At 63.7% G+C, this 15,132-nt stretch carries 13 protein-coding genes and 1 pseudogene; 5 read left to right on the forward strand and 9 right to left on the reverse strand.

From position 1 onward, the window contains the following. The 7 genes and pseudogenes from HMPREF2993_RS10410 to serS form a co-directional block, all read right to left on the reverse strand. A pseudogene (locus HMPREF2993_RS10410) lies at nucleotides 1–590 on the reverse strand (HNH endonuclease); the annotation flags it as partial. Between the two features lie 122 nt (nucleotides 591–712). Next, on the reverse strand, nucleotides 713–1,558 hold the full coding sequence (locus HMPREF2993_RS10415; protein ID WP_070702240.1) for a Cof-type HAD-IIB family hydrolase: 846 nt from the start codon (nucleotides 1,556–1,558) through the stop codon (nucleotides 713–715). A gap of 189 nt (nucleotides 1,559–1,747) precedes the next feature. After that, nucleotides 1,748–3,295 (reverse strand): glycerol kinase GlpK, encoded by a 1,548-nt coding sequence (gene glpK / locus HMPREF2993_RS10420; RefSeq protein WP_070702243.1) that lies wholly within the window; start codon nucleotides 3,293–3,295, stop codon nucleotides 1,748–1,750. Between the two features lie 36 nt (nucleotides 3,296–3,331). Beyond that, nucleotides 3,332–4,069 carry an MIP/aquaporin family protein gene (locus tag HMPREF2993_RS10425; protein WP_070702245.1) on the reverse strand — a complete coding sequence of 246 codons (738 nt, stop codon included), beginning with the start codon at nucleotides 4,067–4,069 and terminating at the stop codon, nucleotides 3,332–3,334. 74 nt (nucleotides 4,070–4,143) lie between these two features. After that, on the reverse strand, nucleotides 4,144–5,868 hold the full coding sequence (locus HMPREF2993_RS10430; RefSeq protein WP_070702247.1) for a glycerol-3-phosphate dehydrogenase/oxidase: 1,725 nt from the start codon (nucleotides 5,866–5,868) through the stop codon (nucleotides 4,144–4,146). A gap of 332 nt (nucleotides 5,869–6,200) precedes the next feature. After that, a complete protein-coding gene (locus HMPREF2993_RS10435; protein WP_070702249.1) occupies nucleotides 6,201–7,895 on the reverse strand; it encodes a lysophospholipid acyltransferase family protein in 1,695 nt (564 codons plus the stop codon). An 89-nt stretch (nucleotides 7,896–7,984) separates the two neighbouring features. Beyond that, entirely contained in the window at nucleotides 7,985–9,247 is a 1,263-nt protein-coding gene (gene serS / locus HMPREF2993_RS10440; protein ID WP_049156900.1) for a serine--tRNA ligase, read from the reverse strand. A 66-nt stretch (nucleotides 9,248–9,313) separates the two neighbouring features. On the opposite strand from serS, the gene HMPREF2993_RS10445 reads away from it, so the two are divergent. The 3 genes from HMPREF2993_RS10445 to HMPREF2993_RS10455 all read left to right on the forward strand — a co-directional run bounded on the left by HMPREF2993_RS10445 (nucleotide 9,314) and on the right by HMPREF2993_RS10455 (nucleotide 11,605). Continuing rightward, on the forward strand, nucleotides 9,314–10,045 hold the full coding sequence (locus HMPREF2993_RS10445; protein WP_141758294.1) for a GntR family transcriptional regulator: 732 nt from the start codon (nucleotides 9,314–9,316) through the stop codon (nucleotides 10,043–10,045). A 73-nt stretch (nucleotides 10,046–10,118) separates the two neighbouring features. Continuing rightward, nucleotides 10,119–11,228, forward strand: coding sequence for a septum formation family protein (locus HMPREF2993_RS10450; RefSeq protein WP_070702253.1), 1,110 nt, complete (start codon nucleotides 10,119–10,121; stop codon nucleotides 11,226–11,228). 29 nt (nucleotides 11,229–11,257) lie between these two features. Then, entirely contained in the window at nucleotides 11,258–11,605 is a 348-nt protein-coding gene (locus tag HMPREF2993_RS10455; RefSeq protein WP_049156893.1) for a metallopeptidase family protein, read from the forward strand. A gap of 35 nt (nucleotides 11,606–11,640) precedes the next feature. Here HMPREF2993_RS10455 and HMPREF2993_RS10460 read toward each other — a convergent pair whose 3' ends face one another. Next, entirely contained in the window at nucleotides 11,641–12,288 is a 648-nt protein-coding gene (locus HMPREF2993_RS10460) for a histidine phosphatase family protein (protein ID WP_070702255.1), read from the reverse strand. Nucleotides 12,289–12,299: 11 nt separating this feature from the next. Next, nucleotides 12,300–13,211, reverse strand: a complete 912-nt coding sequence (pheA, locus tag HMPREF2993_RS10465; protein ID WP_049156889.1) for a prephenate dehydratase — start codon at nucleotides 13,209–13,211, stop codon at nucleotides 12,300–12,302. 41 nt (nucleotides 13,212–13,252) lie between these two features. Here pheA and HMPREF2993_RS10470 point away from each other — a divergent pair, with 41 nt between their 5' ends. Then, nucleotides 13,253–14,398, forward strand: coding sequence for an amidase (locus tag HMPREF2993_RS10470; protein ID WP_070702257.1), 1,146 nt, complete (start codon nucleotides 13,253–13,255; stop codon nucleotides 14,396–14,398). Then, complete coding sequence (locus HMPREF2993_RS10475) at nucleotides 14,395–15,093, forward strand: CPBP family intramembrane glutamic endopeptidase (protein WP_070702259.1); 699 nt, start codon at nucleotides 14,395–14,397, stop codon at nucleotides 15,091–15,093. Before HMPREF2993_RS10470 ends, HMPREF2993_RS10475 begins: the two co-directional genes overlap by 4 nt. Nucleotides 15,094–15,132: the final 39 nt, after the last annotated feature.

The raw sequence follows: 15,132 nt of genomic DNA on the forward strand, positions 1-15,132 counted from the left end.
ATCCGGTCCAACTCATCCAAGGTCACCACCACGTTGGTCGCCACCGCAGGCTTAGTGCCCCCATGCGCCTGGTTGAAAAACACCTGGCCTGCCGCATCCAACAAATCAGCCGGATTAATCGACTCCAGCGTTCCGCGCATCTCACTAATGCGCAGCGGCGAATCAGTAATCGTCAACGAATGCGGCCCCACCTTCCGGTACGTCAGACGCACCCCAACCTCCGGCACCCGCCGCGGCCGCAACTGCTTCAACCTCTCCTTCGCCACCTTCGGGATACGGTCTGCTGGGGTGCCTGCCAAGCGGACACGCAGATTCCACGCATCCAACTCCTTCTTCACCCTGGCGGTATACGACTCAATCAAACTCAACGTCGCCACATCATGCCTTTGAGCAACCGCAGCCGCACGCGCCTGGCGCTGCTTGCCCGTAAAACGCGTCGGCCCGAAATACACCCCATGCAACCCAGCCAACTCCACAGCATCAGCCTTTGATGCACCACGCGCGCGTAAATCATCCACGCTGCCTACCGCAAGCCCCACAAGCTCCAACCCCGAACTGCGGTAGGAGAAATAAGTCTCCAAATCCCCCATGCGACAAAGACTAAAACACCACCACCCACCCCGCAACCGGAGGCAAAAACTCTCAGGCTCCGCTACAAGCAGGGCAGGTAGCGCGGGTTTTCACGGCTACAGCGCGGCGGGGTACATCAGCGCTAGAACCAACGCTCAAGGAGCTTTGCTACGCCTGCTTGGTGGTGCGCTAGCGCCACAGTATCTGCGGCTGCCACTACATCCGGGTGTGCGTTCTCCATGGCAACACCGCACCCAGCCCACTCAAGCATCTCGATATCGTTGGGCATATCGCCAAAGGCGATGATGTCTTCGCGGGCGATACCGTGGTGCTCGGCCAACCACTTAATTCCGCGCTGCTTCGTCACGTTGGGGGCCGCCACCTCGAGGATGCCCTCGGACATCGAATAGGTGACGTGGGCAAGCTCGGAATCGATGTGGGGAGCGATGAGGCTGTAGAGCTCCGGCGCGGAGAATGCGGTGTTGCGAATCAACAGCTTCACCGCCGGCCGGGACACCAACTCCCCCACGCTAACCAGCCCAAAGCCTTCGAAGAGCGCGTTTTCCGAATAGTGCGACTCAACCACAAAGAGTTCCTCAACCGGATCCATAACCGAGCCTCCCGTGCGTTCCGCACCGAAGCCAACGCCGCCATGGGGCTCGAGTACCTTGGTGGCCACCTCCACGATTTCCGCGAGGGCCTCCGGCGAGAGCTCGTGGGCGGAGAGCACGCGGTCTTCCGCCGAGTCATAAATCACCGCACCGTTTGAGGTCACGCACACCGGGCGCACGGTCAGCTGCTCCAGCACGGGCATGATCCAGCGGAAGGGGCGGCCAGTTGCCAGCGCAAACTCGCTGCCCGCGGCAACTGCTCGGGCCACTGCCTCGCGGTTTCGCCGGGGAACTCGGTGGTTCCGATCCAACAAGGTGCCGTCGATATCGCTGATGATGAGGCGCGGAGCGCGGTCCGAAAATACGTCACTGGCCATAGACCTGAGTCTACGTCAGAGCGATGCACACGAGGGCGCGCCTGCAACGCTGGCAGCCACAACAACGTCCACTGCAGCGTTGACCCCCTACCACCGTGCCGCAGTCCGCCACGCACACAACGACGAAGGCGGCCGCCACGAGAATGCTCGTGACAGCCGCGCTTGCCTGCAAAGACTGCAGCTTAGGACTTAGGCGATAATGTCGTCATCGTCCACGTCTTCCCAGTTCAGGGAACGCTTGATGGCGCGCTTCCAATCGCGGTAGAGAGCCTCAACCTCTTCTTTCTCGCGCTGTGGCTTCCACACCTTGAAGTCTCCCTGCTGGGAGCCCAGCACGCTGAGGTCATCCCAGAAGCCGGAATCGAGACCCGCAGCGAAGGCCGCACCGGTAGCGGTGGTCTCCACGTTCTTCGGGCGGTGGACCTCCACGCCAAGCATGTCCGCCTGGAACTGCATGAGCAGCTCGTTCATGGTCATGCCGCCGTCGACGCGCAGCTCGGTGATCTCCACGCCGGAGTCCGCCACCATGGCATCGGCGACGTCGCGAGTCTGGTACGCGGTGGACTCGAGCACGGCGCGGGCCAGGTGCTTGCGGTTGGCGTAGCGGGTCAGACCAACGATGACACCGCGGGCATCCGGGCGCCAGTACGGAGCGAAAAGTCCGGAGAAAGCCGGCACGATGTAGACGCCGCCGTTGTCCTTGACCTCGCGAGCCAGGTTCTCAATGGACGCGGAGTTCGGGATGAGCTGCAGGTTATCGCGCAGCCACTGCACCAGGGAACCACCCATGGAGACGGAACCCTCGAGCGCGTACACCGCGCGCTCGCCCTCGCGCTGGAAGCACACGGTAGTCAACAGACCGTTCTCGGAGAACTTCGGGGTGGTACCGGTGTTGAGCAGGAGGAACAGACCGGTCCCGTAGGTGTTCTTAGCAGAACCCGGGCGGAAGCAGCCCTGGCCAAACATGGCGGCCTGCTGGTCGCCCAGGATGGCGCGAATCGGCACACCGGACAGCGAGCCGCGCTCGCGGACGGTGCGGAAGTCGCCCAGGGACGGGCGGATCTCCGGCAGCATGGAGGTGGGAATCCCCATCTCCTTGCACAGTTCCTCATCCCACTCGAGCTTCTCGATGTCCATGAGGAGGGTACGGGAAGCGTTGGTGACATCGGTGGCGTGCAGGGCTTCCTGGCCGTTGTCGCCGTCGGCGCCACCGGTGAGGTTCCACAGGAGCCAGGTATCGATGGTGCCGAAGAGCAGCTCGCCCTTCTCCGCGCGCTCGCGGGCGCCCTCGACGTTATCGAGGATCCACTTCACCTTCGGGCCGGCTGGGTAGGAGTTGATGATGAGGCCGGTGCGGCGACGCCACTTGTCCGCACCTTCATCACCAGCGAGTTCCTTACAAATCTCGGTGGTGCGGGTGTCCTGCCACACGATGGCGTTGTATACCGGCTTACCCGTGTTCTTGTCCCACACGACGGTGGTCTCACGCTGATTGGTAATGCCAAGTGCTGCGATATCTTCGACATTGATGTCGCCGTTGGCCAAAGCTTCACCCACAGCGCGGCGGGTGTTGCTCCAGATTTCCTCCGGGTCATGCTCGACCCAGCCCTTCTCCGGGAAAATCTGCTCGTGCTCGAGCTGGCCGACGGACACCTGCTCGCCGTCGTGGTTGAAAATGATGCAGCGGGTGGACGTAGTTCCTTGGTCAATCGCTGCAACGTAGCGCTTGGTAGACATTGTGTTCTCCGTTTCTGAGTAGTGAAGGTCTGATTTTTAGAGAGCCATGGACAGCAGGCCGACAGCGACGGCCGCCAAGGTCGGTGCAACCACCGGAACCCAGGCATAACCCCAGTTGGCGCTGCCCTTGTCCTTGATGGGGAGGATGAAGGCGTACATGATGCGGGGTCCGAGGTCACGGACCGGGTTGATCGCGTAGCCGGTAGCGGTGCCGAGGGACAGGCCCACAGACACGACGACGAAGGCAACGGCGAAGTACTTCAGCGGACCCAACTCGCCGCCGGCCGGGCCAAAGGCGATGAACATGAGCAGTACGCAGGTAGCGATGAACTCGGTGGCTGCGTTCCAGCCGTTGTTCGGGTGCGCCGGGGCGGTAAAGAAAATCCCCCCAGTGTTCTTGTTGGCGCCGGTGACGTTGCCGGCTTCATCGAGGTTGTTGGCGTCGAAAAGCTGCTTAAACGTAGCCCAGGCAAGGAATGCACCAAGCATGGCGCCGAGAATTTGCCCCAGCAGGTAGTAGGGAACGAGGCCCCATTCAAGGGAACCGTTCACCGCCAGCATGATGGTGACCGCCGGGTTGAGGTGACCGCCGGAGGGGTCGGCGACACTAGCGCCGATGAAAACCGCGAGGCCCCAGCCCATAGCGATGACGATCCAGTCCGAACCGCGCGCGCCAGAAGTTCGGAGGTTCACAACGGCGCACACGCCGTTGCCGAGCAGGAGCAGCAGTGCAGTGCCGATGAACTCCCACAGGAATGCATCCATTCCGGTCATAAGATGTCCTTTCTTATCTGCCTAGGCCAAGGGCCCAGCGAGGGATATCCACCGCTCGCTAGGCCCCGTGACTTTTAGGCTTCTTCCTTGGTGGCTCGTGCGCTTCCTGCGCGCTCGAGGATGTCGTTTGCCTCACGGTCGGTCAGCGCTGCCTCAGCGGCGAGCTCTGCCTCAGTGTGCTTGGTGAAGTGGGAGACTTCCCGCTCGATATCGGTCTGATCCCAGCCCAGCAGCGGGGCAACGAACTCAGCGATCGGCTGTGCGGCAGCGACGCCGCGGTCGGCGAACTCGATGGCCACGCGCAGGCGGCGGGAGACGATGTCGTCGATGTGCAGGGCGCCCTCGTGGGTCACGGCGTAGCGCACCTCTGCCCAGATGTAGCTCTCAGCACCCGGAACCGGTTCGAGCAGCGTGGCGTCGTCAGCAGCCGGAGCCAGCACCTCACCGATCAGCGAGCCGTAGCGGCCGAGCAGGTGCTCGATGCGGTCCTCGCTGAGGTTGTAGCGGCGGGCCAGTGCCGGAACCTGGTTAGCCAGTGCGTGGTAGCCGTCCGCACCCAGAATCGGGGTGCGCTCGGTCACGGACTCAGCCACCTTGGTCCCCAGCTCCTTCGCGGCTAGATCCACCGCGTCCTTGCCGATGACGCGGTACGTGGTGTACTTGCCACCGGCGACGGACACCATGCCCGGTGCGACGCGGGCAACGGCGTGGTTGCGCGACAGGTTAGTGGTGGAATCGGACTTGCCGGACAGCAACGGGCGCAGACCGGAGTACACGCCGACGATGTCATCGCGGGTGATCTTGTCGCGCACGCGCTGGTTGACCTCGTCCAGGATGTAGTCGATATCCGCCTTGGTCGGCGCCGGATCCGGCAGGGACAGGCCCTTCTCCCAATCGGTGTCGGTGGTGCCGATGATCCAGTACTCACCCCACGGGATAACGAAGAGCACGGACTTTTCGGTGACGAAGCACAGCGCGGCATCGGCATCGAGGGCATCCTTCGGGACCACGATGTGAACACCCTTGGAAGCGTGGACGGTGAACTTGCCTTCAGCGCCCGCCATCTCCTGGATCTTGTCGTTCCACACACCAGTCGCGTTAATGAAGGCCTTGCCCTTCACGGTGGTCTCGCGGCCGGTTTCCAGGTCCCGGACCTTCGCAGCGGTGATGCGGCCGCGGCCGTCCTTCTCAAAGCCAATCACCTCGGTGCCGGTACGCACGCTAGCGCCATATTCGGCGGCGGTGCGCAGGACGGTCATGGTGTGGCGGGCGTCGTCGACAAGCGTGTCATAGTAGCGCACGCCACCGACGACGGCGTCCTCCTTGAGGCCCGGGGTCACCTTCAGCACCCCCTTGCGGGTGAGGTGCTTTTGCATCGGGACGCTCTTGGCTCCGCCCATCAGGTCATAGAGGGTAAAGCCACCGAACATCATGACGCGCTCCCAGCCGCGGTGGGTCAGCGGGAAGATGAACTTCAGCGGCTTGACCAGGTGCGGCGCCAGGGTCGACATGTTGAGCTCGCGCTCCTTGAGGGACTCCGCAACGAGGCGGAAGTCGAACATTGCCAGGTAGCGCAGGCCACCGTGGAACATCTTGGAGGAACGCGAAGACGTGCCCGCCGCAAAGTCTTGGGATTCCAGCACAGCCGTCTTCAGGCCACGGGTGGCCGCATCCAGTGCAGCACCGGCGCCTACGGAACCTCCGCCGATGATGACGACGTCATAGTCCTCGGTGGAGTAGTCGTTCCACGTCTTTTCAAAATACTCAGGGTTGAAGCTGTTAATACTCGTCGTGGTCATTGTTGACCGAGTCTCCTCTCTCGCTGCACGGCGTCAGAAAGGCCTGTCCCAGTTGACGGTATGCGCAGCATGTTGTGCTCATCCACCACGCGCGCCCTGTGCACCGACACCTCGGCCACCTGCTCGAAAGGCGAATGAAGAAGAAGTTTTCTCCCACGGCCAATGCTATAGATCACGCCAAATTCTCTCTGGAGACGCTACTCACACGTAAGTTCCGCCGCCGTAAGCTGGAGTTTCTAAGCCGTTTCATAGGATGACAAAATAAAATAACACCCCCTTCCGGGGGTGTTAACGGGCGTTGCGAACGCTTCTTAAGTCCAGGGTGTCAAGACTTATTTCTTCTCTTGCTGCAAGCGCGCCATCGCCTCCAGCACCTCGGCCATTCCGTAGCGCTCGGTGGAATACGTCACCGCCTGCGCAGCCTTAATCACCTCAATGGGTGCAGTCTCAAGCGCCACCATGCGCACGGCGACGCCATCCCCGCCCTCCGCAAAGGTTTCATCCCCCGGCTCATTGGCAAAGAACAAGAGATCCTTCGGCTCGGCCCCAATCTTCTTCACCACGGCCGCCAGCCCCTCCGCGGGGGAAGAGGCCGTCGCCACCACTCCCCCGGGGGCATCGTTGAACTGCACCCCTTCTGCCCCGTCAGAGCAGGCGATGCGCCAACACGATTGGGGGAGGTCCCCGAAGGCGGCAGCGTCCAGTACCTCGCCCTGTGGCGAGAGCACGACGAACTCCTCAACCTGCGGGTGGAGCTGCGTTAGCGCTTCTTGGAGCCGCGTCGAGATTTCCCCGTTTTCCATGCTCAGCGCGCTCTGATCCGCCACGATCACGCGCGGCGCTTCGGAATACTGCGCCTTCACGCGGTGCGGCAGGCGCGAGACGATGAGCCGAGATTGCGTCGCCGCGGAGAGCAACCCCTGTTCCACGACGGAACCAGCGAAGATTTCCTTGCTGCTCGCAGTCATGGAAGCTTGAGCCTCCATGACATCAGACTTCAGTTGCGCCATCACCCCCGTGACCTTTTCGCGGCCCTCCTCTACGCCGCGCATAGCCTCTTCCACCACCGAGTTGAGGTTTTCCTTGATCCACTCGAGGGTTTCCGGCGCGGTACGCGGGCGGTCCTTCTCGGCGGCGTCGGCTCCGGCTTCTGCGGTACCGGTTTCCTCGTTACTGCCCGGCTTCATCAACGCCATCCGATCGCGCATGAGGTCCACGGTGGCCTCGGACACGCGCTCCTTGAGGTTGGTCAGATCATCGCGCAGCCGGCGCACACGGTAGCGCTCAGTCTCCACCTCGGAGTCCTGCGCCTCGGCTTCCTCCAGCGTCGGCGCGCCCCCGCCCTTGCGGGCCGGTACCCAGTATTCGCCGGCCGGCATCGGGCCGAATTCCTCCTCGTACTGAGCCCACAGCCCCTCCAAGGCCTCCTGCATCCGGCGGCGCACCTCCGCGATATCCGCATCGAAATCGCCCGTGGTGTAGTAGGGCTCAAGAGCCGTGATCAGCACCGGCGTCTTCGTGCGGCCCAAGTGCTTCTTCTGCCCCTTCGTCCAAATGCGCTGGGAACCGAAGATGACCTGCGGGATGATCGGCACGCCCGCACCATGCGCAATACGCGCCGCGCCGTTACGCATGCTGCGAATTTCAAAGCTGCGGGAAATCGTGCCCTCCGCGAAGACCCCTACGAGTTCCCCACTCTTGGCTAGTTCGATGCCTTTGACAATCGACGCCCCGCCATCGATACGGTCCACCGGGACATGCCCCATGACCTGAAAAAGCTGACCGGCCACCGGCGCTTGGAAGATGGAGGCCTTAGCCAAGTAGCGCACCAAACGGCGCTTGCGGTAAGCCAAGAAGGCCCCGAAGAGGAAATCCATGTAGCCGGTGTGGTTGCACACGATGACGGCCCCACCCTTATCCGGGATATTCTCCTCGCCGGACAGGCGCATCTTGAGTCCCTGGGCCAGAGTCACCCCGCGGCCGATGTGTGTGATCTGCCGGTAGAGGAAGTTAGTCACAGCGCTCATGGTGCTCCAAACAGCTAAGACCCCGCCGTCGAGAGCAGCGAGGAGGGACAAGAGAGGGCGGCGCGCGAAGCCCCGCGCACCGCGTTCTTCTAGGAGTTTACGGGGTACAGCACGTCCTTGCCCACGAATGGGCGCAATGCTTCCGGAACCACGACGGAGCCGTCTGCCTGCTGGTGATTCTCCAGGATGGCTACGAGCCAGCGGGTGGTAGCCAGGGTGCCGTTGAGCGTGGCGGCGTACTGGGTCTTGCCGTTCTCGTCGCGGTAGCGCGTGGAGAGGCGGCGCGCCTGGAAGGTGGTGCAGTTCGAGGTCGAAGTGAGCTCGCGGTACGTGCCCTGGGTGGGCACCCACGCCTCGTTATCGAACTTGCGGGCTGCAGAAGAACCGAGGTCTCCGCCCGCGATGTCGATGGTGCGGTAGGGCAGCTCCATCGCCGCGAGCATGTCCTTTTCCATGTTCAGCAGCTTCTGGTGCATCTCCTCGGCGTCTTCCGGCTTGCAGTAGACAAACATCTCCAGCTTGTCGAACTGGTGCACACGCAGGATGCCGCGGGTGTCCTTGCCGTGCGAACCCGCCTCGCGGCGGAAGCAAGAGGACCAGCCTGCATACTGCAGCGGGCCCTTGGACAGGTCGATGATCTCTTCCTTGTGGTAGCCGGCCAGGGCCACCTCAGAGGTGCCAACCAGATAAAGATCATCCGCCGGCAAGTAGTAGACCTCATCCGAATGCTGGCCCAAGAAACCCGTGCCCTGCATGACGTCCGGACGCACGAGCACCGGCGGGATCATGAGGCTAAAGCCGACCTCACGGGCCTTCTGCGCAGCCAGCATCAGCATGCCCAGCTGCAGGAAGGCGCCATCACCGGTGAGGTAGTAAAAACGTGCGCCGCCGACCTTGGCGCCCCGCTTGACGTCGATAAGCCCCAGCGTCTCACCCAACTCCAGGTGATCCTTCGGCTCGAAGTCGAACTGCGGTTTCTCACCGACCTCCTCGAGCACGACGAAATCATCCTCGCCACCAGCCGGGGCACCCTCCACCACGTTGGAGAGCTGGTACTGCAGCTCCTCCACCTTGGCCTCGGCCGCGGCCGCTTCCTCGCCGGCCGCCTTGACCTTTTCCTTCAGCTCATTGGAGCCCTCCAGCAGCGCCGGGCGCTCCTCCGGGGAGGCCTGGCCAATCTTCTTGCCAAAGGCCTTCTGCTCCGAGCGCAGCTGGTCTGCCTTCACAATGGCCGCGCGGCGCTGCTCATCGGCGGCGAGCAGCTGGTCCACCAAAGCGGGGTCCTCCCCACGGTTTACCTGGGAGGCGCGGACGACATCGGGATTTTCGCGAAGAAACTTGAGATCAATCACGCCGGATAGTCTAGCGCACGGCCATACCTTTGCGCTGGTCATAACCAGCTGGCTATCATGGAAAACATGGCAGCTCACATTATTACCGACGGCCCCGTGCCCAAGCACGCTCAGCTGCGGGATATTCTCTCCGAGCTCTGCCGCACCACCCTCAAACCTGGTGACATCCTCCCGGGCGAGCGCATTCTCGAGGAAACCTACGGCGTCTCCCGCATCACCGTGCGCCGCGCCATTGGTGACTTGGTGGCGGAGGGCCGCCTGCGCCGCGTGCGCGGTAAAGGTACCTTCGTGGCTCCGAACCCACTGGTCTCCCGGCTCCATCTGGCGTCCTTTTCCGATGAGATGGGCTACCAGAAGGTACAGGCTTCCTCGCGGATCCTGCTGGGTGAGCGCAGCACCGCCCCCAGTGAGGTCTGCGAGTTTTTCGGCACGGAAACCACCGTGGCCCATACCCACCTGCGGCGCCTGCGCTTGGGCGATGGCGAGCCCTATTCCATCGACGATGGCTGGTATAACTCCACCTTTGCTCCGTCATTGTTGGAGAATGACATCTACAATTCCGTCTACGCGATTTTGGAAAGCACCTTCGAGGTCCCCATCACCGGGGCCGAGCAGACGGTCACGGCCGTCGCAGCAGAGGAGGACATCGCTGAGCTTCTCGACGTCCCCCTGAACACCCCTCTCCTCCACATCCCCCGCCTCGCCCGCTCCGGCGATCGCCCCGTGGAGTGGTGCTCCTCGGTCTACCGCACAGACCGCTATAGGCTCACAACGCACGTCTCCCGCGCACGTATCTAGCGGCGCCGTGCTCCCGCACGGCGCCGGGCGGGCTAGAAGCCCGGGCCGCCAAGGGAGTAGTATGAAGAGTTCTATGAGCACTTCATCTGCGTGGCGCTCCGCCTCCGCCATCCGCGTCGTCCTCGTTGCAGCCGTGGCCGCGGCCGCCTTCATGGCGTCCTACGGCCTCTTTAGCGGCGAGCCAACCGGCACCGATTCGGCCGCACAAGGCTCCGCTACCCCCAGCGCCGACGGCAGTCAGGCCGCCGATCCCTCCGAAGGAGAGATCGCATCCTTTACCACCGCCTCCGCTGGTTCGTGCGTGACGTGGGACATCGCCCCAGACGGCACTGCCGCCGACTTCGAGCAGACCAGCTGCGATAAGCCACACCGCTTCGAGGTCTCCTCCCGCGAGGACCTCAGCGCCTACCCCACCAGCGAGTTCGGCCCCAATGCCAAGCGCCCCGACATCACACGGCAAAACGCCCTGCGCGATGAGCTGTGCGAAGCCCCCACGGTGAGCTACCTCAACGGCAAGTGGGATCCCAACGGCCGCTATGACATCGCCTCCATCCTGCCGCCGGCCGCCTCCTGGGAGCAGGGCGACCGCACCTTGCTGTGCGGCCTGCAGACCACCGACGCCAACGGCGTCCCCCAGGAATCCACCGGCAAGGTCAGTGAGGTGGACCAGGCGGTCGTCGCCAAGCCCGGCGAATGCCGCAAGGTGGATGAGAACCAGGTGCTCAGCACCGTGCCGTGTAGCGAGCCACACCAGATGGAGACCGTATCCGTCATTAACCTGGCCGAGAAATTCGCCGATGGCTACCCCAACGACGAGGACATGGATAAGTTCCTCTCCGAAACGTGTACTCAGGACGCCATGGACTACCTGGGCGGCGAGGAAAACCTCTACCAATCCACACTGCAGCCTTTCTGGGGCGCGATGAACCGCGAGTCCTGGGAGGCCGGCTCCCGTTCGGTGAACTGCTCCCTCATCCATGTCAACGAAGGTCTGTTTTCCACCATTACCGGCTCCGCTGCGGAGGGACGAGATTCCCTGAACATCAACGGCGCCCCGCCCACCGAGCAGCCGAAGCGCAACCCGCTGCGTGATCAGAACGCCCAGCCGGGCGGCGAGAACTCCCAGCCGGCTGGCGACAGTGCCGTTCCCGCCGCCACTACTGCACCGGCGCCGGCCCAATAAACCCCGACTATTCCACAGGGAGTAAGCACATGTACGAGGTCAGCGAGGAACGCTTCGAAGAGCTAGTCGGTGAGGCCCTGGATAAGATCCCCGATCGATTCGTCGACCAGATGCGCAACCTGGTCATCTTGGTGGAGGAAGAAAACCCAGAAAACCCTAACCTGCTGGGCCTCTACGAAGGCGTGATGCTCACGCACCGCACCGCCTCGCACACCGGCTACTTGCCGGATACCATCTCCATTTACCGACAACCTTTGCAGGCCATCAGCAACTCCGAGGAGGAGCTCGCCCACGAGGTCATGGTGACCGTCTTCCACGAGGTCGGGCACTATTTCGGTTTCGAGGAGGACCGCCTCCACGAGCTCGGCTGGGGGTAGGCGCCCCGCCGGGTGCCTACCGTGGCCGCGCGAAACTAGACCTCGGTATCCGCCCAGCGCTCCAGCGTCCACTGGCCAAAAGGCTGACCCTGCGGCTCCATGAGGGTAAAACGGCAGTTCGGCATGTAGCCGGTATAGGCAAAGTCGGGGTCCACGCCGCAGGCATGCGTGGTCACCACGCGGATGGCAGCACCGTGGCTGACGACGACTATATCCTCATCATCCTCCAGCTCCGCAGCAAGATCCTCCAACACCGGTTGGTAGCGCTCGAGCACATCCACGTAGCTCTCACCGCCAGGCATCCGGGCAGCTTCATCGCCGTCGAGCCAGCCGCGCAGCGCCACCATGTATTCGCGGTGGGTATCCTCGCTGCCACTCATTTCATGCTCACCGGCAAAGACCTCGTGCAGGCCCACGCGAACCTCCACCGGAACACCGCGCTCATCGGCGGCCTCGCCGTATGTGCGGGCGGCCAGCATCGCGGTCTGCTGGGCGCGCAGGGCAATAGAGCACACAAAGCGCACGCGGCGCCCCGCGCACAGCTCAGCTAGCTCGCGGCCCACATCTTCCGCCTGGCCGCGGCCGCGCTCGGTGAGCTCGGCACCCGGCGGGCGGGTATCCATGATGCGGTCAATGTTGGAAAAGGTCTGGCCGTGGCGCAGGAGGATGATTCTTCCGGTCATGCTTCACCACACTATTGGCCGGTGCGCGCCTGCGCTACCCATTCATCGGCCTCCTTCAACCGCGCCAAATCCCGTGGGGCCTCCCCTAGCGCCACCACGGAAGGCCAGGAACCCACGAAAACGACATCCTCCGCGCGCAACCACAGCGCCCGCAAAGCCTCCGCCACTGGCTGGTCCTCAATGTGCCCGATGAGGTCGGCGTGGAAGCGATAGTTCCCAAAGACGGTGCGCAGCGGGCGGGATTCGATGCGGGAAAGATCCACCCCGCGGTGCGCGAATTCTTGGAGGGCGCCGACGAGGGAGCCGGGCTCGTTGGGCAAGGTGAAGATGACGGACGTCCTGTCCTTGCCGGTCCGCGCGGTGGGCTTTCCGGCCGGCCCCACGAGGACGAACCGCGTCGTGGCCCCCGCGACATCCGCCACGTTCTCCGCAAGAGACTCCAGCCCGAAGACCTCCGCTGCCCGTGCCGGGGCAGCCGCGGCATCCACCTCCCCTCGCGCCACGGCCTGCGCCGCCGCGCCATTCGACGCCGCCGGAACATAGTCCACGCCCGGCAGGTTCTGCTCCAACCAACCGCGCACCTGCTGGTAGGCCACAGGATGCGTGGAGAAGGTGCGAAGAGTCTCCGCGGAAGTGCCGGGGCGCACCAGAATGGAGAAGGACACCGGCAGGTCTACTTCGCGGTAGATCTGGACCCGGGAGCCGTCGGCAAGCGCGTCAAAGGTGGCAGTCACCGGACCGTCCACGGAGTTTTCGATAGCCACGCAGGCATAGTCCGCCGCACCTGAGCGCACCGCCGCCAGCGCCTCGGCCGGCGAGTTCACCGGCAGCCCCTCGGGGGAAGCAAAGTCTGCGGCGAAGTGCTGCATCGCCGCTTCCGTGAAGGTTCCGGCGGGCCCGAGGAATGCGATGGTGGTGCTCATGACAGCAACTTTATCTCACGTAACTACTAAACTGAGCCGCCATGGACAGCACCGAGTTCACTCTGGACAAGCTGCGCGAGGATCTATCTGGTCTGGGCCCCGCGGAGCACGGCTTCACGTACCTCGATCTCGAGCGCCGGCCGCACACGCACGGGCGCTTGAGCGGCTGGATTCTCTCGGTCAAGGATCTCAATGACGTCGCCGGCATGCCCACTACGCTCGGTCATGCCGAGCGCGCTTACGTGGCGGAGGAGACCGATCCTTTCGTGCAGGAGCTTATCGACGCCGGCGCGCTCATCGTCGGCAAGTCCGCCGCGCCCGAGCTGGGCCTGCGCGTGGACACCGAACCCGTAGGCCTGCCCCACCCGGATAACCCGCTCTACCCGGGCCATACCCCGGGCGGTTCCTCCGGTGGAGCGGCGGTCCAGGTCGCGCGGGGTCTGCTGCGCGCCGCGCATGCCTCCGACGGCGGAGGCTCCATCCGCGTGCCGGCTGCCGCCTGCGGCGTCGTCGGGTTCAAGCCGGGTGGTGAGGACCTCTCGGTGCAGGGGTTCATCACGCGCAGCATCGCCGATACTGCAACGCTGCACGGCCTGACCCCGCGGGCCCGGCGCGCCCGCATCGGTGTGTTGACGGATCCCCTCTTCGCTAACACCGAGGTGGCCCCGCACATGCTGCGCGCGGTCGCAGAGGCCACCGCCACCTTTGAAGGCGCGGGATTTGAAACCGTGGCCATTTCCCCTTACCCCCAGGCCGCGACTACCTTTGAGGCCTTTCAACACATCTTTAGCCGCCGGCTGGCCGGCCTTGACTTCGCGGAGGGTTATGCGGAGTGGATCCGTGCGAAGGGCCGGCGCGTCACGGATTCCGAATTCGCCTCAGCCCGCGCGCACGCCGCGCAGCTGCCGGAGCTGCTGGCACAAGAGTGGGAAGTCGACGCCATCTTGAGCCCCATGCTGGCCTTCGATCCACCCCGGCGCGGGCACTTCCTGGAGTTGGAGCACCAGGCCAACTTTGATGAGCAAACGCGGTGGTCGCCGTGGGGATCGTTGTTCAACGTGGCGCAGTTGCCCGCTATTTCTGTGCCCTGGCCGGTGCGCGATCACCCGCCCGTGGGCGTGCAGTTGGGTTCAATCACGCTTGACGACGCCTCCCTTCTCGGCCTCGCCCAGGTGCTTCACCCATGACCGCGCGCTCACGCCTGCGCGCGGAAATCCTTATCGTCCTGACCATCACTTTTGGTGTCTCGGGCGTGCGCGCCGCGCTGCGGCTGACCGATTCCCTGCTCAATCCCACCCCGCTCAACGAGCAGTCGGTCACCATCAACGCCTCGCAGTCGGCGACGACGCTGCTCGACCTTGCTTTCCAGCTCTGCAGCGCCGCGGTGCTCTTCGCGTGGGGAGCACTTGCGCTCTACCTGATCTCCTTCCCGCCCCGCCCGCGGTGGCGGGATGGTGTCCACGGCGCAGCGCTAGCGGCAGTCATTGGTCTGCCGGGGTTGGTGCTGTATTACCTGGCGCTGCACTTCGGGTGGACCAAGGAGGTGGTGCCGGGAGCGTTCGATACGTGGATTGAGATCCCGGTGCTGCTCATTAAGTCCTTCGCCAACGCCTGGGCGGAGGAGCTGGTGGTGGTGTACTGGTTCATCACCAGGCTCAAGCAGTCTGGGTGGGCCCTGCCCGCAACGCTGGCTGCTTCCTCCATCCTGCGCGGCTCCTATCATCTCTACCAGGGTGTTTCCGCGGGCTTCGGCAATATCATCATGGGTGTGCTCTATGGCTGGTACTTCCACCGCACGGGGAAGGTGTGGCCGCTGGTCATCGCGCATTTCCTGATCGACGCCGTCGCTTTCGTGGGCTACGCACTGCTCTTCGGTGCTTAAGCGCGGGCCGAGGGCTCGTGGCACCGAAAAGACCACGAC

Source organism: Corynebacterium sp. HMSC068G04, assembly GCF_001814885.1.
Taxonomy (GTDB): domain Bacteria; phylum Actinomycetota; class Actinomycetes; order Mycobacteriales; family Mycobacteriaceae; genus Corynebacterium; species Corynebacterium hiratae.